Raw genomic sequence first — 20,026 nt, forward strand, 5'->3', positions numbered from 1 at the left:
GATCAAGTCGGGTGTGATGCCGGAGTGCTGGAAGGCGCACCAGGCCCCGGTCCGGCCGATTCCGGTTTGGACTTCGTCCACCACCAGCAGCGCGCCGTTGCGGGAGGTGATTTCCCGTGCTTGCTGCAGGTAGCCCTCGGGCGGAACGACGATCCCGGCCTCGCCTTGGATGGGTTCCAGGAACACCGCTGCCGTGTTGTCGTCCACTGCGGACTCCAACGCGGCGACATCTCCGTAGGGGACGTGCACAACGCCGGGCGTCAACGGTTCGAAGGGACGCTGTTTGGCCGGCTGACCGGTGAGGGCCAGCGCCCCCATGGTGCGCCCGTGGAAGCCGTTGTGGGCAGCGACGACCTTGGTGCGTCCGGTCAGTCGGGCGATCTTGAACGCTGCTTCGTTGGCTTCAGCTCCGGAGTTGGCGAACAGCACTCGGGCCTGGTCGGTGAGGCCGGTGATCTCCAGCAGGCGTTCGGCCAGTTCGAGGCCGGGTTCGTGCGCGTAGAAGTTGGAAACGTGGCCCAGCTTCGCGATCTGCTGGCTCACCGCCTGCACCACAGCGGGGTGCGCGTGACCGAGCGCGTTGACCGCGATCCCGCCGAGGAAGTCGAGGTAGGTGCGCCCGTCGGCGTCGGTGACCTCGCAGCCAGAACCGCTGACCAGGGTCAGTTTCGGGGTCCCGTAGTTGTCCATCATGGACTTCTGCCACCGCTGGGACCCGGTGGAGTTGTCGTTCATCAGTCCTCATCCTCCCCTGGCTGGGCGGGGACCACCATGGTGCCGACTCCGGCACTGGTGAAAACTTCGAGCAGCAACGAGTGGGCCAATCGACCGTCGATGACGTGCGCTCGGGGCACTCCGCCGCGCACTGCCCGCAGGCAGGCCTCCATCTTCGGCACCATTCCGGAGTCCAGTTCGGGCAGCAGCTTCTCCAAACGATCGGCGTCGATCCGGGAGACCAGCGAAGACCGGTCGGGCCAATCGGTGTAGAGCCCCTCGACGTCGGTGAGCACCACCAGCTTCTCCGCTCCCAGGGCCACCGCCAGGGCCCCAGCAGCGGTGTCGGCGTTGACGTTGTGCACCACGCCTTCGGAGTCCGGGGCCACTGTGGAAACCACCGGGATCCGGCCCGCGCGGATCAGGTCCTGCACCGCATCGGCGTTGACCGACACCACGTCGCCGACCAGTCCCACGTCGACCTGTTCCCCATCGACCAGCGCGGTGCGCCGTTGGGCGGTGAACAACCTGGCGTCCTCACCAGACATGCCGACGGCGTACGGACCGTGCTGGTTGATCAAGCCGACCAGTTCGCGTCCCACCTGGCCGACCAGCACCATGCGGACCACGTCCATCATCTCCGGAGAGGTCACCCGCAGGCCGCCGCGGAACTCCCCTTCCATGCCCAGGCGGCCGAGCATCTTGGTGATCTGCGGGCCACCGCCGTGCACGACGACCGGGCGCAGGCCGGCGAGCCGCAAGAACACCATGTCCTGGGCGAAGGCCTCCTTGAGGGCGTCGTCGGTCATCGCGTTGCCGCCGTACTTGACGACCACCGTGGCCCCGTGGAACCGCTGCAGCCATGGGAGGGCTTCGATGAGGACGCTGGCCTTCTCCGCTGCGGTGGCCAGCCGATCGTTGGTCGGATCCTGTGTCATGACGAGTAGGCGCTGTTCTCTTCGACGTAACCGTGGGACAGGTCGGTGGTCATGATCGTGGCGCTGTGCTCCCCGAGGTGCAGGTCCACGACGATGTCGATCTCGCTCCCGGAGAGGTCGGCTTCGCTGCGGTCACGGGCTTGGGTCCCGTTCGCGAACAGGGTGACGCCGTTGACGGTGATCTCCACCTTCTCCGGTTCGATCTCCGCCGGCACCCGGCCGAGCGCCATGGCGATCCGTCCCCAGTTCGGGTCGGACCCGAACATGGCGGTTTTGACCAGGTTGTCCTCCGCAATGGTGCGGCCGATCCGCACCGCGTCGTCCTCGCTGGCGGCGCCCCGCACGGTGATGTCGATGAGCTTGGTCACCCCCTCGGCATCACCCTGCAACTGCCTGGCCAGGTCGAGGCACACCTGGGTGAGCAGCTCGGTGAACTCCTCCTGGTCCGGAGCTATCCCGGAGGCGCCGGAGGCCAGCACCAGCACCGTGTCGTTGGTGGAGGTCCCGCCATCGACGTCGAGCCGGTCGAAGGTGAGGCGGCTCGCCTGCCGGAGGGCCTCTTCCAGGACTTCGCCGCTGATGTCGGCGTCCGTGGTCACCACGCTGAGCATGGTGGCCAAGTTCGGGGCGAGCATCCCCGCTCCCTTGGCGAAACCGCCGATCGACCAGCCAGCGCTGTGCTTGCGCAGCGCCTGCTTCGGCTTGGTGTCGGTGGTGAGCACCGCGGTGGCCGCGTCCAAACCGGCCTGTTCGCTGTCCGCCAGCTCCTCGACCGCGGTCTCGACGCCGGACAGGACTTCCTTCATCGGGAGGCGTTCCCCGATCAAGCCGGTGGAGCAGACCGCGATCTCGATGGCGCCGACGCCGAGAACTTCGGCGACCTTCTCCGCGGTGGCGTGCGTGTCCTGGAACCCGCCCGGGCCGGTGCAGGCGTTGGCGCAGCCCGAGTTGAGCACGACGGCGCGCAACTTGCGCTCCTTGAGCACCTGCTGCGACCACAGCACGGGCGCTGCTTTGACCTTGTTCGTGGTGAACACGCCGGCGGCGGCCTGGTTCGGCCCGTCGTTGACCACCAGCGCCAGGTCCCGGTTGCCGTTCTCCTTGATGCCTGCTGCTATTCCCGCTGCCCGGAAACCAGCCGGTCCAGTTACGCTCATCGCTGCTCCTCGGTGGTGGTGACCCGTGCCCTGGCCTCGAATTCGGAGGCGTGCTGGCGAGCACCGCGCTCCAGCCGGTGCTGGGGACCGGTCACGGGGCGACTCCCGTGGTGGGCAGGCCGGTGGTCTCCGGCAGGCCGAGCGCCAGGTTCATGCACTGGACCGCGCCGCCCGCGGTGCCCTTGGTCAGGTTGTCCTCGGCACCGACCACGATCAGCCGGTTCGCGTCCGGATCCACGGTCAGCTGCAGGTGAACGGTGTTGGCCCCCAAGGTCGAGGAGGTCTGCGGCCATTGTCCCTCGGGGAGCACGTGCACGAACGGCTCCGCCTGGTAGGCGTCGAGGTAGACCTTGCGGGCCGCGTCGGTGGTCACTCCGCCCCGGAGCGGCGCACTGCAGGTGGTGAGGATGCCGCGGGTCATCGGGGCGAGGACGGGGGTGAACGAAACCGACACCGGCTCCCCTGCCGCCGCGCTGTAGTTCTGGACGAGCTCAGGGGTGTGCCGGTGAGCGCCACCGACCCCGTAGACGCTGGCCGATCCCATGACCTCGGCGGACAGCAGGTGCGGTTTGAGCGCTCGCCCTGCCCCGGAGGTCCCGGTGACCGCGACGACCACCACTTCCGGCGCCACCAGTCCGGCCGCCAAGGCGGGCGCGAAGGCCAGGGTGGAAACGGTGGGGAAGCACCCCGGGACAGCGATCCGGTTGGCCTTGCGCAGCCGTTCCCGCGCGCCGGGCAGTTCCGGAATGCCGTAGGGCCAAGTGCCCGGGTGCTCTCCGCCGTACCAGCGCTCCCAGTCGGCCGAGTTCTCCAGCCGGTGGTCGGCTCCGCAGTCGATGACGACGGTCTCGTCGCCGAGCTCAGCGGCGATGGCCGCCGAGTGGCCGTGCGGCAGCGCCAGGAAGACGACGTCGTGCCCGCGCAGCTGCTCGGCCGTGGTCTCGCCCAGCACGCGATCGGCCAGCGGGAGCAGGTTCGGGTGGTGCTGCCCGAGCTTGCTGCCGGCGTTGCCGCCCGCGGTGAGCGCGCCGATTTCGACTTCCGGGTGCGAGAGCAACAGGCGGAGCAGTTCTCCTCCGGCGTAGCCGCTTGCGCCGGCGACCGCCACTCGTATCGACATACGGATGATTATGCACCCTTATGCAAAATCAATCAAACATGATTTGGATCCCACCAGCCCTGACCGGAACTCGGCGACCGGACCCGCTTCGAATTCATGCAGCTAACCGCATAGTTCTTCCCAGTGTCCCTGAAACAGCAGGCCGAACCGGGTAAAAGTGTCTTACCCCATACCCCGTGCACAACCCCCGAGCGGACCCCGGCATCATCATGAATGATGATCCCGGAGAGCCGACCGCCCTTGCCGCCCCCCAGCGAACGCCACAGGGCTGCCGACCCCCCGAGCCCAGAAGTCACGAAAGTCCTCACCGGAAGCAAAGTTCGGCTGCGGGAAATCAAGCACTCCGATCTGGCCACCCTGATCCGGTTCGACAGAGACGCAGCCCGTCTGGGGAACTCCCCGCAAACGGACGGCTACCGCCACTGGGCGGCCCACCGGGCCCATCCCACCGCCTCCGAGAACGACTTCCAACTCGCCATCGAAGCCCTGCGCAGCAGGCGCCTGGTCGGCTCGATGTGCATCACGCAAACCGAACCGGGGTCGGGCCGCTTCAGCTACGGGATAGGGATCGCTCCGCAGCACCAGCGCAACGGCTACGCCGAGGACTCCATCAGGGTGCTGCTCCACTACATGTTCCACCAGCGGAAGTTCGCCAAGTGCGTGGTCGGCATCTACGGCGACAACCAGCCCTCCATCCGCCTGCACCGCAAGATCGGCTTCCGCGAGGAGAACCGGACCTACGACCCGGCGCTGGGCGACACCGGCCTGCTGGTGACCATGAGCATCACCAGCCGGGAGTTCACCTGGCGCCGACTCACCAGACTGCCCAACCGGCGATGAGCCGAACTCCCCAAGCCCACGACTCGGAACCGCACCGGCCCGGTACGCCCCCGCGGGGGTGAAAACGGCCCGGAAGCCCGGCACGAGGCCGGCCACCGGGCCGCAAGACGCGCCGGACGCTCACCGCAACGGGTTGAACGGGCGCAGCTCCGCCGGCTGCTTGCCCAGCACGATCTGATCCGCCAGCAGCCGACCGGTCACCGGTCCCAGCGTCAAGCCCCACATGCCGTGGCCACCGGCGACATAGGTACCCGGCATGCGGGTGGCACCGATCAGAGGTTTCCCGTCCACGCTGACCGGACGTGGCCCCACCCACTCGTCGCGGCGCTTCTCCCAGTGCACACCGCGCAGCAGCGGACGAGCCGACCGCACGATGGCCTCGATGCGCCGGTCGTCCAACGGGGCGTCCGGCGACCGGAACTCCATGGTGCCCGCAACCCGCAGCTGACCCTGGTAAGGAGTGCACGCCACGCGAACGGCCGGCAAGTAGATCGGGCCCGGAACCGGCTCATCGGTGGGAACGGTGAACGAATAACCGCGGCCCGCCTGCACCAGCTGGCGCACCCCGAGCGGCCGGGCCAGCCGGTTGAGCCACGAACCGTTCGCCAGCACGACCGCGTCAGCGGTGATCCGCTCGCCGGTCTGGGAGCGCACCACCGAGACACCGTTCTCCCGGCCGACCTCCTCGACCGCGAACCCGGAGCGGACGGTGCCACCGCGCTTGGTCACCGAATCGGCCAACGAGCGGGTGAACTCGCCCGGATCCACGTAGCGCTGACCGTGCACCCGCAGCACAGCACTGATCCGATCGGACAGCTGCGGCACCGAGTCATCGCGCCCCTGGAGCTCGGTGAACTCCACCTGCTGACCGCACTCCTCGATCATGCGGAACTCGCGCCGCAGATCACCGATCTGCTCGGAGTGCTCGAAAGCCGCGGTGATCGGAGCCGCGTTGGTCGGCGACTCCACACCGCCGGAAGTCAACTGGTCGAACGCCGCGAGGCACTCCTTGTTCAACGGCACGAAAGCCCGCATCGACCGCCGCCACGCGGTCCAAGTGCACTGCCGAGCGAACCCGGCCAGGAAGCGCCACAAGTTCGGCGCAACCGACAGCGGAACGTAGAGCGGCGAGTTCGGGTCCAGCAACGACCGCAGCCCGTAGCGCAACACCGCCGGCTCCGGCAACGGCACCGAGAACACCGGCGACAAGTAACCCGCGTTGCCCCAGGAAGCTCCCGCAGCCGTGGTGCGCCGGTCCACCACCGTCACCTCGACGCCGTGCTCCTGCAGGAACCACGCCGTGGACAGGCCGACGACTCCCGCGCCCACCACTACAACACTGCGCGGTGCGCCATCGAGTTCATCCGCACGCATTCGGTCCTCCGCAACTAGTCCTGTCGGAGGAGAGCATGCACCAGCGGAGCGGTGAGCGCGTTGTCACAGAAACGAAAAGTGAGCCCGGGGCATTGGCCGGATCACACTAAAGCACCGCCAGGGCGATCGTCATCGCCAACCGCGCGTCCGGATCGTCCAGCCTGAGCTCGGTCACCTCGGCCATCTTCCGCATCCGGTACCGAACGGTGTTCGGGTGCACGTTGAGCCGGGCTGCCGTGTCCCCCACGTCCCCCTGGCACTCCAGCCACGCCCGCAGCGTGTCCGCGTAGCAGGTCCCGTTCTGGTTGTCGTGGCGGATCAGGTCGGCCACCGGGCCACCGTGCGGGACGCGCCCCAGCACGGCCACATGACGGAGCCGGCGCAGCAAGATCTCGTGCCACGCCTCGTCGTAGACCACCGCGACGGACCCGTCCGCGCGACTGCTGTGCAGGGCCACGCTCTCGTCCGCTTCCCGCCGGCTGTGCACGATCTCCGCAGCACCGGCCGCGCTGCCGACCCCGGCCAGCACCGAGATGTCCTCCGGCAGATCTCGCGCCAGCGCAGCCACCCACCGGGTCGCTTTGCTCGCCTCGGCCCACGGCAAGATCGTGTAAACCGTGTTGGCGAACAGCGCGCTGCGCCCCATGCGGGACCAGCCGAACCCCTTGGTCGCCCGCTCGAACACCAGCAGTGCCGCGGCATCCGGCTCGGCCTGGCCGCGGGCCTGCACCGCCACCACCCGGAACTGGTCCCCCTGGAAGCCCAGGCGGCTCAACATGGCCGGGGCGTTCGCGTACCCCTCCAACAAGCTCGTGACCAGGTCCGATTCCACCTGGCGTTCCAGGTCTGCACTGGCCCGCATCCGCAACAGGTGCTGCACCGCAGCACGCGCCCCGGAAACCAAAGCGGCCTTCTGCAGCCCGTTGAGCGGCCGCGGCGTCTCCACCCAAACCGAACCGAGCAGCTCCTTGCCAGCCCGGATGGCGACCACCTCGCGGCCGTGCCCCGGACTGCCCTCCCACGGCTCCACGTAGAAGGGCTCGTCCGAAGTCTCCAGGTGCCGGAACACACCGCGCTGCCGCAGCTTCTGCCGCACCGCTTCCGGCACCCGGCGCCCCAGGATCGTTTCCCGGCGAGCGCGATCCGCACCGAACTGGCGGCTGGAGTAGGCCAACACCCCGGACAAGCGGTCTTCGATGGTCACCGGCGCACCGACCGACTCGGCCAGCGCATCGGCCAGCGCGAACAAGTCCGTGGGCCCGCGGCCGGCTTCGGTTTCCCGGCCTTCGAAGACGAGACCGTAGACCACACCGGCCAGCTCACCCCACGCCACGCCGCGATCGGCGAGCAGAACCGTGCAGCCCTTCTCCGCGGCCACCTGAACCGCCCGCCCGGTCAGCTCGGGGAACCGGAACACCACCACCTTGGCGCCGGTGTCCCGCAAGAAGTCCGCGGCCTGGTCGGCGGTCACCCCCAAGGCCAGCAGAACATCCGCCTGGAGCGGCTCGGGCTCTCCTGGCGCGTGCAGGGAGACCGAGCGGAGCTCCACACCTCGATCTCGAGGTGCGCAAGCCACCGTGGCCCCGTAGCGGCCGAGAATGTTGATCAAACGGTCCAGGTTGACCACGGCTGCCCACCTTGCCGAACACCGCGGGGCCGGGGCTGCTCGCAGTCGAGAAGCCCCGGCCCCGGCGGACGAGGACTACGCGCGCAGGGTAGCGCCCAGGCGCTCCACCGCGGCAGCAACCGCGGCATCCCGTGCCTCGACCGCTTCCTCCTGCTTCAGCGTCCGGTCCGGCGCGCGGAAGCGGAGCGCGAAGGCCAGCGACTTCTTGCCTTCGCCGACCTGCTCGCCGGAGTAGGTGTCGAACAGCCTCACGTCCTCCAGCAGCTCACCGGCGCCTTCCCGCACCACTTCGGTCAACTGCTCGGCGGACACGCTGTCGTCCACGACCAGCGCGATGTCCATCAGCACCGGCGGGTACGGCGAAATCCGCGGTGCCGGGCGGTTGTCCGTCAGCGGCAGCGCGTCCAGGTCCAGCTCCATCGCACAGGTGCGCTTCGGCAACCCGAACGCCTCGACGACCTTCGGGTGGAGTTCACCCGCGTGGCCGACCACGGTGTCACCGACCTTCAAAGCGGCGCAACGACCCGGGTGCCACGGGGCCAGGTCGTCGGCGCTGACGGTCAGCTCCACACCGGCCGCAGCGGCAACCACGCGGGCGGCCTGGATCGCGTCCGCCCAGTTGGCCGCGCGACCTTTGCCCCACCAACCGTCCTGCTCGCGCTTGCCGGCCAGCACGACCCCGACGTGCAGCGGCTGCGCGGGCAGCGATGCGTGCAGCGCGGCGATCTCCTCGTCGCTGGGCCGGTGCGCCACGCCGACTTCCGGAACGTCCGGCTGGTCCTCGACCGGCTGCACGACCTGCCCGATGTGGAACAGCGCGAGATCGCGCTGCCCACGGGCGATGTTGCGCTGCAACGCGTCGATCAGACCGGTCAGCAACGTGGTCGTGAGCTTGGACTTGTCCGCCTCGAGCGCGTTGAGCACCGACATGGTGCGGCGGCGCGGGTCGTCCTCCGCCAGCCCGAGCGATTCCAGCGCCGCGTCCCCGGTGAACGGGAACGGCAGCACCTCCACGTACCCCTCGCTGGCGAGGGCCCGGGACACCGCGCGCTTGCGCCGCTGCGCCGCGGTCAGGCCGCGCCCGGCCGGCGCCGGCGGCAGCACCGACGGGATGGTGTGGTAGCCCTCCAGCCGGAGCACCTCTTCGACCAGGTCCGCCGGCTGCTTCAGGTCCGGGCGCCAGGTGGGCGGCACGGCGGTCACCAGGCCGACCCCCTCGTCAGAGGTGCTCACCTCGATCCGGCACCCGATCTGCGTCAGTCGGCGAGCGGTGACCCCGCGGTCGTAGGAAACACCGGCGATCCTGTCCGGCAGGTCCAGCGGCATGGTGACCGGTTCGGGAGTCTGCGGGGAGCCGACGTCGGTCCGGCCCGGGGCGATGGTGCCCTCCCCGTAGCGCACCAGCAGCTGAGCCGCCAGCTCGGTGGCCACCGGGGCGATGGCCGGGTCCACCGAACGCTCGAAGCGCTTGCCGGCTTCGCTCGGCAACTTGTGCCGGCGGATGGCGCGGGCGATGCTCGCCGGATCCCAGTTGGCCGCCTCCAGCAGCACGTCGTGGGTGTCGTCACCGATTTCGGTGCTGGCCCCGCCCATCACACCGGCCAGCGACACCGGCCCGCTCTCGTCGCAGATGACGACGTCGTCGGGGTCGAGCTCGCGGTCCACGCCGTCCAGGGTGGTCAGCTTCTCCCCCGGCTGGGCGCGCCGGACCACCACGTCCCCGGACAACTTGCTGGCGTCCCACGCGTGCAGCGGCTGGCCCAGTTCCAACATCACGTAGTTGGTGATGTCCACGGCCAGCGAGATCGAACGGATTCCGGCCAGCATCAGCCGCCGACGCATCCACCACGGCGTCGGAGCGGTGGGGTCGACTCCGGTCACCCGCCGGAACACGAACCGCGAGCAAGCGCCCGGGTCCTGGATCTCCACACCGCGCGACGGGCGGTCGTCCGGCGGCACCTGGCGGGCGGCCGGGTCGCCGAACGGCACGTCCAGCGCGTTGGACAGCTCACGGGCCAATCCGCGCACCGAGAAGCAGTAACCGCGGTCGGGGGTGATGGCCAGCTCGATGACCGAGTCGTTCAACCCGACCAGCTCGATCGCGTCGTCACCGGGGTCGGCCGTGCCCGCCGGCAGTACCAGGATGCCGTCGTGGTCCTCACCGATGCCGAGCTCCCGCGCGGAGCAGATCATGCCTTCGCTGATCTTGCCGTAGGTCTTGCGCGCCGAGATCTCGAAGTCTCCGGGCAACACGGTGCCGGGCAGCGCGACCACCACGAGGTCGCCCTCCCGGAAGTTCGTCGCGCCGCAGATGATGTTCTTGACCTGCTGTTCGTCGCCCTCACCACGGCCGACTTCAACCTGGCAGTACCGAATCGGCTTCTTGAACCCCGTGAGCTCTTCGATGGCGGCGACGCGGCCGACGACGAGCGGGCCCCGCACCTGGTTCAGGTGCGTTACCTCTTCGACCTCCAACCCGATCCGGATGAACGCTTCGGCCAGCGCCTCCGCGGTTGTCTCCTCGGGTAGCTCCAGGTGCTCGGCCAGCCAGGAAACCGGAATCCGCACTTGGTCAGGCCCTTCTCTCTTTTCAGTGGTGGATTGGTGGTCAGGACTCGATGCCGAACGGCAGCGTGAACCGGACGTCGCCTTCGACCATGTCCCGCATGTCCGGGATTCCGTTGCGGAACTGCAGCGTGCGCTCCAGCCCCATGCCGAACGCAAAACCGGTGTAGACCTCGGGGTCGACTCCGCAGGCACGGAGCACGTTGGGGTTCACCATGCCGCAGCCGCCCCACTCGACCCAACCGGGGCCGCCCTTCTTCTCCGGGAACCACACGTCCACCTCGCCCGACGGTTCGGTGAACGGGAAGTAGGAAGGACGCAGCCGGGTCGCGGCCTCCGGCCCGAACATGGCGCGGGCGAACGCGTCCAGCGTGCCCTTCAGGTGCGCCATGGTCAGTCCCTTGTCCACGGCCAGCCCCTCCACCTGGTGGAACACCGGCGTGTGGGTGGCGTCCAGCTCGTCGGTGCGGAAGGTCCGCCCCGGGCAGACCACGTAGACCGGCAGCTCACGACCGAGCATCGCGCGGATCTGGGAGGGCGAGGTGTGGGTGCGCAGCACCCGGCCCGAGTTCTCCGGCGCCACGTAGAAGGTGTCCTGCATGGTGCGCGCCGGGTGGTCCTTGCCGAAGTTCAGCGCGTCGAAGTTGAACCACTCCGCTTCCAGTTCCGGGCCTTCGGCGACTTCCCAGCCCATCGCCAGGAAGGTGTCCTCGATGCGCTCGATGATCTGCGTTATCGGGTGCCGGGCTCCGGCGGGGACGCGGTCCCAGGGCAGGGTCACGTCGACGGTTTCTTCGCGCAGAACCCGCTCATCGCGCTCGGCCTGCAGCACAGCGCGACGTTCCTCGAAGGCGCTCTGGATCTGCTTCCGAGCCTCGTTGACCCGCTTTCCGGCGTCTGCCCGGGCCTTCGGCGGCAGGGCCCCGATCTCGCGCCGCGCGGTGAGCAGCGGCGAACGCTCCCCCAAGTGCGCGGGCTTGACGGCGGCCAACTCGTCGAGGTCAGCTGCATCCGCAAAGGCTTTGCGGGCCTCGACCACCGCGCGCTCCAACGTTTCCGGGGACAGCGCGGCGACCTCTTTCGGGTCGTACGGGTCGTTGGCTCCAGACATGGTTAGTGCGTGACTCCCGTTGGTCCGACAGACTTCATTCCCGTGCCGGCCTGCTCATTGGCGTGCGTCAGCTGACCGCAAGCTAGCCATTCGAGTCTATGCGACGCGGCTGGCTGACCCGCGCAGTGATCCGGCAGTGCCCACGTGCTACTGGCTGCGCTGGTGCCGGCGGACACGTGCGGAAGCGTAGAGGCACACCGCGGCGGCGGTGGCCAGGTTCAGGCTCTCGGCCCGCCCGTACAGCGGCACCCGCAAGGTGAAGTCCAGCTGCGTCTTCACCTCGTCCGGCAACCCGTGGGCCTCGCTGCCGAACACCCACGCCGTCGGTTGGCGCAGCGCTCCAGCGTCTTCCGCGACGTGCAGATCGCGGTTCGCGTACCCGTCGGCTCCGACCAGCTGCAACCCGGCCTCCCGGCAGCGAACGAGCACGTCGGCGACGTCCCTGCTGCGGGCGACGGGCAGGTGGAAGACGCTGCCCGTGGAAGCCCGCACCGCTTTGCCGTTGTAGACGTCGACGGTGTTGCCGGCGAACAGCACCGCTCCAGCACCGGCCGCGTCGGCCACCCGCACCACGGTTCCCGCGTTCCCGGGATCGGCCACTCCGACCAGGATCGCGACCAGGCCGGGGCGTTCGGCCAGGGCTTGGTCGACCGTGGTCTGCGGGAGGTCGCAGACCGCCACCAGCCCCTGCGGGGTCACGGTCTCGGACAGCGCGGCCGCCGCTCGCTCGGTCACCCAGTGCACCGGGATGCCCTCGGCGCGAGCCCGTTCGGTCAGCTCCAGGTGGCGGGGGGATTCGGTGGCGAAGACGTCGCGCACCCGCGCCTGGCCCGAGGCGTGGGCGGTCAGTGCTTCGGTGACCGCCTGCGCACCCTCGGCCAGGAACTTGCCCGCCTTCTCCCGGCCACTGCGACGGGTCAGCTTACGAGCAGCAGCGACCCGGGAGGACCGCTCGGTGAGCGGAGTCGTCCCGGGCCGCTTCAGCGAAGAAGTAGCTCTGGCGATCAGGCCGCACCTTCCGAGAGGTTCTTGCGAGCCACGTCCACGAGAGCCGAGAACGCCTGCGGGTCGTTGACCGCGAGCTCGGCCAGGATCTTGCGGTCCACCTCGACGCCAGCGGCCTTCAAACCCTGCACGAAGCGGTTGTAGGAGAGGCCGTTCTGGCGGGTGGCGGCGTTGATGCGCGTGATCCACAGCCGCCGGAAGTCGCCCTTGCGAGCCCGGCGGTCGCGGTAGGCGTAGTTCATCGAGTGGAGCATCTGCTCCTTCGCCTTGCGGTACAGCCGGGAACGCTGACCGCGGTAACCGCGAGTCGACTCGAGAATGGTGCGGCGCTTCTTCTGGGCGTTGATTGCCCTCTTAACGCGTGCCACGGGGTCCGTCCTGTATCTGGTCGGGGGCGGTAGCAGCTACCGCCCGGGCGGATAGCTGGATGTACTGACTGAACTGAAGCTGCCCCTGAGCTGGGGTAGCCCCGGGGCAGTTCAGCGACCCAGCAGCCGGTTGATGCGCTTGACGTCGGCCTTGGCCACCGATTCGGTGCCCTCGAGGCGACGGGTGAGCCGGCTCGTCTTCTTCTCCAGGAGGTGCCGGCGACCGGCCTGCTCACGCCGCAGCTTGCCGCTGCCGGTCACCCTGATGCGCTTTGCCGTGCCCTTGTGGGTCTTGTTCTTCGGCATCTACTCGTCCTCGTTTCGTACAGATGCCGGGCGGGATCGCAGGTGCGCTCCCTGCCCGGCGTCGATTGCACGTCGTCGTGAAGGCTCCAGGGCCTTACGACGCGTTCGCCTTGGACTTCTTGTTGTTCTTGTGCGGCGCAAGAACCATGATCATGTTGCGGCCGTCCTGCTTCGGCTTCGCTTCGATGAACCCGAGGTCGGAAACGTCCTCAGCCAGTCGCTGCAGCAGGCGGAAGCCCAACTCAGGACGCGACTGCTCACGACCGCGGAACATGATCGTCACCTTCACTTTGTGACCCTGCCCGAGGAAGCGGGACACGTGCCCCTTCTTCGTCTCGTAGTCGTGCGGGTCGATCTTCGGTCGGAGCTTCTGCTCCTTGATGACGGTCTGCTGCTGGTTGCGGCGCGATTCGCGTGCCTTCTGCGCGCTCTCGTACTTGAACTTGCCGTAGTCCATGAGCTTGCAGACAGGCGGCCGCGCCTGCGGGGCGACCTCGACAAGGTCCAGATCCGCCTCCTGAGCAAGGCGGAGCGCGTCCTCGATGCGGACGATTCCGACCTGCTCGCCGTTCGGTCCGACCAAGCGGACTTCCGGCACGCGGATGCGGTCATTAATGCGCGTCTCGGAGCTGATGGGCCCTCCTCGGTTCGATGGCTGTTACTTCACTTGCGCGGCGCGTAGAGCTCGCCCCTGAACGCAGAAGTCCCGCTGGCAATCCGCCTCGTGCGGACCCGCGGGACCCTACTCCAACCGATCGAACCGGTACCGCAATACCGCTTCGCACTGCTGACGGCGTGACCACCAGCAGGACCGGACCCGGAAGCCTCAACGGCTACTCGGGTGGGAGCGGGGCTCCACTTTGCCACCCCCGCTTTCGCGGAGGCTGGTCGCGCGTGTCAGGGTACCAGGTGTGAGTGAACCTGAGCCAACCCCTCCGCAAAATCCCTCCGGGAGCTCAGCGGGCGAGCCCCTCGCCGACAACCAGAGCAACGTCCGGGATTTGGGAGATGTTCCCAGCATCGAGGTGATCAGCCGGGCCGCGGTGATGCTGATGTCGGCCGCGGCGGAAAAACTCGGGCTGGCCCACGAGGACCCCGACAACGCGCCGAACCGGGACCTGGACGAGGCCCGCCGGCTCATCACCGCGTTGGCCGGGCTGGTGACCGCCTCCGTCGAGTACCTGGGGCCGCACGCAGCACCGCTGCGGGATGGGCTGCAAAGCCTGCAGCGCGCTTTCCGGGAAGCCTCCGCCATCCCCGACCCGCCCGGCCAGGGCCCCGGGGAGAAGTACACCGGACCGGTGTACTGACCTGGCGTTCGACCGGACGCCTGGGGCGATGGGCCGCGCTCCGTCGCCCCAGGTCGACCAGGGCAGCAGGAGGTGAAGCAGTCCCGTGACCGCAGGCATCGACGAGGCCGCGGTGCGCGCGCTCCGCGAGGAGCGCATCGACTGGCGGTTCAAGGGAATGCCGAGCGAGGCGTTCGGCAGCACGGTGGCGGAGTTCCTGGCACAACGCCCGCAGCTGTTCGACTCGGGATTCGTCGGCCCCGTCCTGACCTTGGACGCGCCCGCCATGGACCACAACCTGCGGACCATGGCCCGCTGGTGCGCCCAGCACCAGCTCCAGCTGGCGCCCCACGGCAAGACGACCATGGCTCCGCAGCTGTTCCAGCAGCAACTGGCGCACGGCGCGTGGGGGGTCACCGCCGCCACCATCAGCCAGCTGCGGGTCTACCGGGCGTTCGGGGTCCAACGCGTCCTGTTCGCCAACCAGCTGCTGGACGAACCCGGCCTGGCCTGGCTCGCTCGGGAGCTCGACGCCGACCCAGACTTCTCCTTCAGCTGCCTGGTGGACTCCGCGGCCGGGGTCGAGCTGATGGACGAGGTCCTCTCCCGGCACCAGACCACGCGGCCGGTCGACGTCCTGGTCGAGCTGGGCCGCCCCGGTGGCCGCTCCGGCACCCGCACCCGCGCCGAAGCGCACCGGGTCGCCGCCGCGGTGGCCGACTCCTCCCGACTCCGCCTGGTCGGCGCGGCCGGCTACGAAGGGGCGCTGGCGAGCGACGTCGACAACCGAGCCCTGGCCGTGATCGACGAATACGCCGGGGAACTGCGCCGACTGGTGTTCGAACTGGCCGAGCAGGGCCGCTTCGCGGACACCCCCGAAGTGATCGTCACCTGCGGCGGCAGCGCCTACTTCGACCAGGTCGCCGAAGCGCTCACCGGGCCGTGGCCGGAAGGCCTGCCGGTGGTCCCGGTGCTGCGCAGCGGTGCCTACATCGTGCACGACGACGGGTTCTACCGGACGCGCTCGCCGTTCAGCAGGCAGCACCGGCTCGCCGGCCATGAAGAACCGTTCCGCCCCGCCATGCGGATCTGGGCCCGGGTGACCTCCGCCCCCGAACCGGGACTGGCACTGGCCACCATGGGGCGTCGCGACGTCTCGTTCGACCAGGACCTTCCCGAACCCCAGCTGCTGCGGACCCGCGAGGGCGCGCTGCACGAGCTCACCGGCTGCCGGGTGACCGCCCTGGCCGACCAGCACGCCTTCATCGCCACCGGTGACCACCAACTGCGGCCCGGGGATTGGATCGGCTTCGGCCTCTCCCACCCGTGCACCGTGTTCGACAAGTGGCCCCTGATCCCGGTGGTCGAGGGCGAAACGGTGATCGACCTGGTGCGCACCTTCTTCTAGCGGTCCGCAGCGGTCACGGGCGACCGGGGACCGTCCGACGGCAGCACCGGTGGTCCAGTCGCCCGGGGCCGCGCACGTCCCCGACCTCCAGGGCCCGCCGGCGCACCCCGCACCACGGAGGACGCGAGGTCGTCGAAGAACGCCGTCCTGGTTCACCGCCGCAGAAGCGGCCCTGCAGCCGATCGCGGATCCGTCCACCGGACTGGACCTGCGGCGCCTGCCCGCCTCGCAGCGCCTGGCAGGCGCTCGGGAATGGGACCGGCTCGCCGGCCGCCCCGGGGGTCAGCCGCGTCACCGGTCGGCGAGCACCGGGCGCAGGAACTGGCCGGTGTAGCTCTCCGCCACCTCGGCGACTTCCTCCGGGGTGCCTTCGGCCACCACCGTGCCGCCGCCGGCACCGCCCTCCGGGCCGAGGTCGACGATCCAGTCCGCGGTCTTGATGACGTCGAGGTTGTGCTCGATGACGATGACCGTGTTGCCCTTGTCGACCAGCCCGTTCACCACGCCGAGGAGCTTGCGGATGTCCTCGAAGTGCAGCCCGGTGGTCGGCTCGTCGAGGATGTAGACCGTCTGGCCGGTGGATCGCTTCTGCAGCTCGCTGGCCAACTTCACCCGCTGCGCCTCCCCACCGGACAGGGTCGGTGCCGGCTGCCCCAGCCGGACGTAGCCCAGCCCGACGTCCACCAGGGTCTTCAGGTGCCGGTGGATGGCGGTGATGGGCTTGAAGAACTCGGCGGCCTCCTCGATCGGCATGTCGAGGACTTCGGCGATGTTCTTGCCCTTGTAGCGCACCTCGAGGGTCTCCCGGTTGTAGCGGGCCCCCTTGCAGACCTCGCAGGGCACGTACACGTCGGGCAGGAAGTTCATCTCGATCCGCAGCGTTCCGTCCCCGGCGCAGGCCTCGCACCGCCCGCCCTTGACGTTGAACGAGAACCGCCCCGGCTGGTAACCGCGGACCTTCGCCTCCGTGGTCGCGGCGAACAGCTTGCGGATGTGGTCGAAGACCCCGGTGTAGGTGGCCGGGTTCGACCGCGGAGTGCGCCCGATCGGCGACTGGTCGACCTGCACGAGCTTGTCCACGTGCTCCAGACCCTTCACCCGGCTGTGCCGGCCGGGCACCTGGCGGGCCCCGTTCAGCTTGTTGGCCAGCACCGTGGCGAGGACGTCGTTGACCAAGGTCGACTTGCCGGACCCGGACACCCCGGTGACCGCCACCAGGCAACCCAGCGGGAAGGAGACGTCGATCTTGCGCAGGTTGTGCTCCCGCGCGCCGACCACCGTCAGCTGCCGCTTCGGATCCCGCGGACGCCGCTCCTCCGGCACCGGGATCTGCTTCCGCCCGGCGAGGTAGTCCCCGGTCAGCGAGTTCCGGTTCCGCAGCAGTTCCTTGACCGGACCGCTGTGGACGACCTGGCCCCCGTGCTCACCAGCGCCCGGGCCGATGTCCACCACCCAGTCGGCGTTGCGCACCGTGTCCTCGTCGTGCTCGACGACGATGAGGGTGTTGCCGAGGTCGCGAAGCCGGGCCAGGGTTTCCAATAAGCGGTGGTTGTCCCGCTGGTGCAGGCCGATGGACGGCTCGTCCAGCACGTAGAGCACCCCGACCAGCCCGGACCCGATCTGGGTGGCCAACCGGATGCGCTGCGCCTCCCCGCCGGACAGGGTCGCGGCGGGCCTGTTGAGGGACAGGTAGTCCAGCCCCACGTCCAGCAGGAAGCCGAGCCGCATCCGGACTTCCTTCAGCACCGGGCCGGCGATCATCTCCTCGCGCGCGTTCAGCACCAGCCCGTCGAGGAACTCCTTGCACTCCTTGATGCTGAGCGCGCACAGCTCGGCGATGGAGAGCTCACCGTGGTCCGCGCCTTCCATGGTGACCGCGAGGATCTCCGGCTTCAGCCGGGTGCCGTCGCAGGACGGGCACGGCACCTCCCGCATGTAGCCCTCGTACTTCTCCCGCGCGTAGTCCGACTCGGTCTGCTCGAGCCGACGCTCGAGGAACGGGATGACGCCTTCGTAGTTGGCGTAGTAGGAGCGGACCCGACCGTACCGGTTGCGGTAGCGGACGTGCACCTGGTCGGTCGTGCCGTGCAGCACGGCCTTCTTGACCTTGGTCGGCAGCTTCTTCCACGGCGTGTCCATGCTGAAGCCGATGGCTTCCGACAGCGAGGTGAGCAGCCGGGTGAAGTACTCGGCGGTGTGCCCGCCGGACCAGGGCGCGATCGCCCCTTCGGCCAGCGAGAGCTCTTCGTCCGGAACGACCAGCTCCGGGTCGACCTCTTTGCGGATGCCGAGCCCGCCGCACTCCGGGCAGGCGCCGTAGGGGGAGTTGAAGGAGAACGAGCGGGGCTCCAGCTCGTCCACCCCCAGCGGGTGGCCGTTGGGGCAAGCGAGGTTCTCGGAGAACTTGCGCTCGCGCTGCGGGTCGTCCTCGGGGAAGTCCACGAATTCGATCGCGACCAGTCCGTCGGCCAGCCGCAGCGCGGTCTCCACCGAGTCGGTCAGCCGCTGCTTGGCGCTGGCCTTGACGGTGAGCCGGTCGACGACGACCGCGATGTCGTGCTTCTCCTGCTTCTTCAGCTTCGGCGTCTCCCCCAGCGGGTACACCGCGCCGTCCACCCGAACCCGGGCGAAACCCTGCTGCTGCAGGCGTTCGAACAGGTCGACGTACTCCCCTTTGCGGCCGCGGACCACCGGCGCGAGCACCTGGAACTTGGTGCGCTCGGGCATCTCCAGCACCTGGTCCACGATCTGCTGCGGGGTCTGCTTGCTGATCGGCTCCCCGCACACCGGGCAGTGCGGCCGTCCGGCACGGGCGTAGAGCAACCGGAGGTAGTCGTAGATCTCGGTGATGGTGCCGACCGTGGACCGCGGGTTGCGGCTGGTGGACTTCTGGTCGATGGACACCGCCGGGGAAAGCCCTTCGATGAAGTCCACGTCGGGCTTGTCCATCTGCCCCAGGAACTGCCGGGCGTAGGCGGACAGGGATTCGACGTACCGCCGTTGCCCCTCGGCGAAGATCGTGTCGAACGCCAGGCTGGACTTCCCCGATCCGGAAAGACCGGTGAACACGATCAAGCTGTCCCGGGGGAGGTCGAGATCGATCCCGCGCAAGTTGTGCTCACGGGCGCCGCGGACGACAAGGCGGTCAGCCACAGTGATCCCTTCGAAAGTTGCTCGCCGTTGACCGTGGACGCGCGCCGGGAAGACAGCCGGTTGAACACGTGCGCGTCGTCGTACCAATGCTATTCGCAAGCACCGACAGTTCTCTGCCGGCACGGCGCTGCGCCGCTGCCCGGCACTCCTCACCGTGCACCGCACCGGGCGGTCAGCCAACACCGCCCTCAACCGACGATACGCAAATCCGGCACCGGAGCGGACGTGATTTGCCACCTCCACCCCATCGGCACCGGCCGTCCTGAACCGACCACTGCCCGTGCTCACCGGCGCGGGCCGCTGCGCCGACCCGGGACAAGACGTCGATCAGCGGCTGGTGGGGTGGCGGGAGTTAGGCTCGGGCCCGTGGAGATACAGGAGACCTACACCGGACATGTGGAGCCGGGTGGGGCGGCAGCCCGGCGGCAGCTCGACGCGCTGTCGATAACCAAGATCTCGGTCGGTCCGATGGACAACAACGCGTACCTGCTGGTGTGCCGCCGCACCGGTGACGGACTGCTCATCGACGCCGCGGACGAGCCGGAACGGCTGGCGGACCTGCTCGGCCACGACGAGCAGCGGCCGCGCCTGCGGACGATCGTCACCACGCACCGCCATCCCGACCACTGGCAAGCGCTCGGCGCGGTCGCGGGGCAGACCGGGGCCAACACCGTGGCCCACCCGGAGGACGCCGACAGCCTGCCGGTGCCGCCGGACCGGTTGGTCGAGCACGGCGACACGATCGCGGTGGGCGAGTGCGAGTTGGAAGTGATCCACCTCCGCGGGCACACTCCCGGTTCGATCGCGTTGCTGTACCGGGACCCGACAGGTCATCCGCACCTCTTCACCGGGGATTCGCTCTTCCCCGGCGGGGTCGGAAAGACCAATTCGCCCGAGGAGTTCAATTCGTTGATCGATGACGTGGAGAACCGCGTGTTCTCCGTGCTGCCGGACGAAACTTGGTTCTACCCGGGGCACGGCGACGACTCCACCCTCGGGGCAGAACGCCCCAAGCTCGGCGAGTGGCGGGAACGCGGATGGTGAGCTGACT

17 protein-coding genes are annotated in these 20,026 nt (G+C 69.0%); 4 read left to right on the forward strand and 13 right to left on the reverse strand.

The window, feature by feature from the left end; all coding sequences use genetic code 11:
- From SREC43747_RS0114260 to argC, 4 genes are all read right to left on the reverse strand, one after another.
- The coding region (locus SREC43747_RS0114260; protein ID WP_029721960.1) for an aminotransferase class III-fold pyridoxal phosphate-dependent enzyme at positions 1-735 on the reverse strand (735 nt) is incomplete at its 3' end.
- Complete coding sequence (argB, locus tag SREC43747_RS0114265; RefSeq protein ID WP_029721961.1) at positions 735-1,652, reverse strand: acetylglutamate kinase; 918 nt, start codon at positions 1,650-1,652, stop codon at positions 735-737. The genes SREC43747_RS0114260 and argB, both read right to left, overlap by 1 nt.
- Positions 1,649-2,809, reverse strand: a complete 1,161-nt coding sequence (gene argJ / locus SREC43747_RS0114270) for a bifunctional glutamate N-acetyltransferase/amino-acid acetyltransferase ArgJ (protein WP_029721962.1) — start codon at positions 2,807-2,809, stop codon at positions 1,649-1,651. Before argJ ends, argB begins: the two co-directional genes overlap by 4 nt.
- A gap of 91 nt (positions 2,810-2,900) precedes the next feature.
- Positions 2,901-3,929, reverse strand: coding sequence for an N-acetyl-gamma-glutamyl-phosphate reductase (argC, locus tag SREC43747_RS0114280; protein ID WP_029721963.1), 1,029 nt, complete (start codon positions 3,927-3,929; stop codon positions 2,901-2,903).
- Between the two features lie 216 nt (positions 3,930-4,145).
- Between argC and SREC43747_RS0114285 the strand changes: the two genes are divergently transcribed.
- Positions 4,146-4,769: a GNAT family N-acetyltransferase gene (locus tag SREC43747_RS0114285; RefSeq protein ID WP_081722602.1), complete on the forward strand. Its 624-nt coding sequence runs from the start codon at positions 4,146-4,148 to the stop codon at positions 4,767-4,769.
- 120 nt (positions 4,770-4,889) lie between these two features.
- Here SREC43747_RS0114285 and SREC43747_RS0114290 read toward each other — a convergent pair whose 3' ends face one another.
- The 8 genes from SREC43747_RS0114290 to infC form a co-directional block, all read right to left on the reverse strand.
- The gene (locus SREC43747_RS0114290) at positions 4,890-6,143 is read right to left on the reverse strand and encodes an NAD(P)/FAD-dependent oxidoreductase (RefSeq protein ID WP_029721965.1); all 1,254 of its coding nucleotides are present in this window, start codon (positions 6,141-6,143) and stop codon (positions 4,890-4,892) included.
- A gap of 106 nt (positions 6,144-6,249) precedes the next feature.
- Positions 6,250-7,770, reverse strand: a complete 1,521-nt coding sequence (locus SREC43747_RS0114295; protein WP_029721966.1) for a PucR family transcriptional regulator — start codon at positions 7,768-7,770, stop codon at positions 6,250-6,252.
- 75 nt (positions 7,771-7,845) lie between these two features.
- Positions 7,846-10,338 (reverse strand): phenylalanine--tRNA ligase subunit beta, encoded by a 2,493-nt coding sequence (pheT, locus tag SREC43747_RS0114300; RefSeq protein WP_029721967.1) that lies wholly within the window; start codon positions 10,336-10,338, stop codon positions 7,846-7,848.
- A gap of 40 nt (positions 10,339-10,378) precedes the next feature.
- Entirely contained in the window at positions 10,379-11,446 is a 1,068-nt protein-coding gene (pheS, locus tag SREC43747_RS0114305; RefSeq protein WP_029721968.1) for a phenylalanine--tRNA ligase subunit alpha, read from the reverse strand.
- 147 nt (positions 11,447-11,593) lie between these two features.
- The gene (locus SREC43747_RS0114310) at positions 11,594-12,451 is read right to left on the reverse strand and encodes a TrmH family RNA methyltransferase (protein ID WP_201768708.1); all 858 of its coding nucleotides are present in this window, start codon (positions 12,449-12,451) and stop codon (positions 11,594-11,596) included.
- Positions 12,451-12,819 carry a 50S ribosomal protein L20 gene (rplT, locus tag SREC43747_RS0114315; protein WP_029721971.1) on the reverse strand — a complete coding sequence of 123 codons (369 nt, stop codon included), beginning with the start codon at positions 12,817-12,819 and terminating at the stop codon, positions 12,451-12,453. The genes SREC43747_RS0114310 and rplT overlap by 1 nt, the downstream gene beginning before the upstream one ends.
- A 111-nt stretch (positions 12,820-12,930) precedes the next feature.
- Positions 12,931-13,125, reverse strand: a complete 195-nt coding sequence (rpmI, locus tag SREC43747_RS0114320; protein WP_029721972.1) for a 50S ribosomal protein L35 — start codon at positions 13,123-13,125, stop codon at positions 12,931-12,933.
- A gap of 94 nt (positions 13,126-13,219) precedes the next feature.
- Positions 13,220-13,759: a translation initiation factor IF-3 gene (gene infC / locus SREC43747_RS0114325; RefSeq protein WP_081722600.1), complete on the reverse strand. Its 540-nt coding sequence runs from the start codon at positions 13,757-13,759 to the stop codon at positions 13,220-13,222.
- A gap of 277 nt (positions 13,760-14,036) precedes the next feature.
- Between infC and SREC43747_RS0114330 the strand changes: the two genes are divergently transcribed.
- A complete protein-coding gene (locus SREC43747_RS0114330; protein ID WP_029721974.1) occupies positions 14,037-14,435 on the forward strand; it encodes a DUF1844 domain-containing protein in 399 nt (132 codons plus the stop codon).
- Between the two features lie 157 nt (positions 14,436-14,592).
- Positions 14,593-15,822, forward strand: coding sequence for an amino acid deaminase (locus SREC43747_RS0114335; protein WP_081722603.1), 1,230 nt, complete (start codon positions 14,593-14,595; stop codon positions 15,820-15,822).
- A gap of 291 nt (positions 15,823-16,113) precedes the next feature.
- Here SREC43747_RS0114335 and uvrA read toward each other — a convergent pair whose 3' ends face one another.
- Positions 16,114-18,975 (reverse strand): excinuclease ABC subunit UvrA, encoded by a 2,862-nt coding sequence (uvrA, locus tag SREC43747_RS0114340; RefSeq protein ID WP_029721976.1) that lies wholly within the window; start codon positions 18,973-18,975, stop codon positions 16,114-16,116.
- A gap of 366 nt (positions 18,976-19,341) precedes the next feature.
- Between uvrA and SREC43747_RS0114345 the strand changes: the two genes are divergently transcribed.
- Positions 19,342-20,019 carry an MBL fold metallo-hydrolase gene (locus tag SREC43747_RS0114345; protein WP_029721977.1) on the forward strand — a complete coding sequence of 226 codons (678 nt, stop codon included), beginning with the start codon at positions 19,342-19,344 and terminating at the stop codon, positions 20,017-20,019.
- Positions 20,020-20,026 lie beyond the last annotated feature (7 nt).

The organism is Saccharopolyspora rectivirgula DSM 43747, from assembly GCF_000497205.1.
Classification (GTDB): Bacteria; Actinomycetota; Actinomycetes; order Mycobacteriales; family Pseudonocardiaceae; genus Saccharopolyspora; species Saccharopolyspora rectivirgula.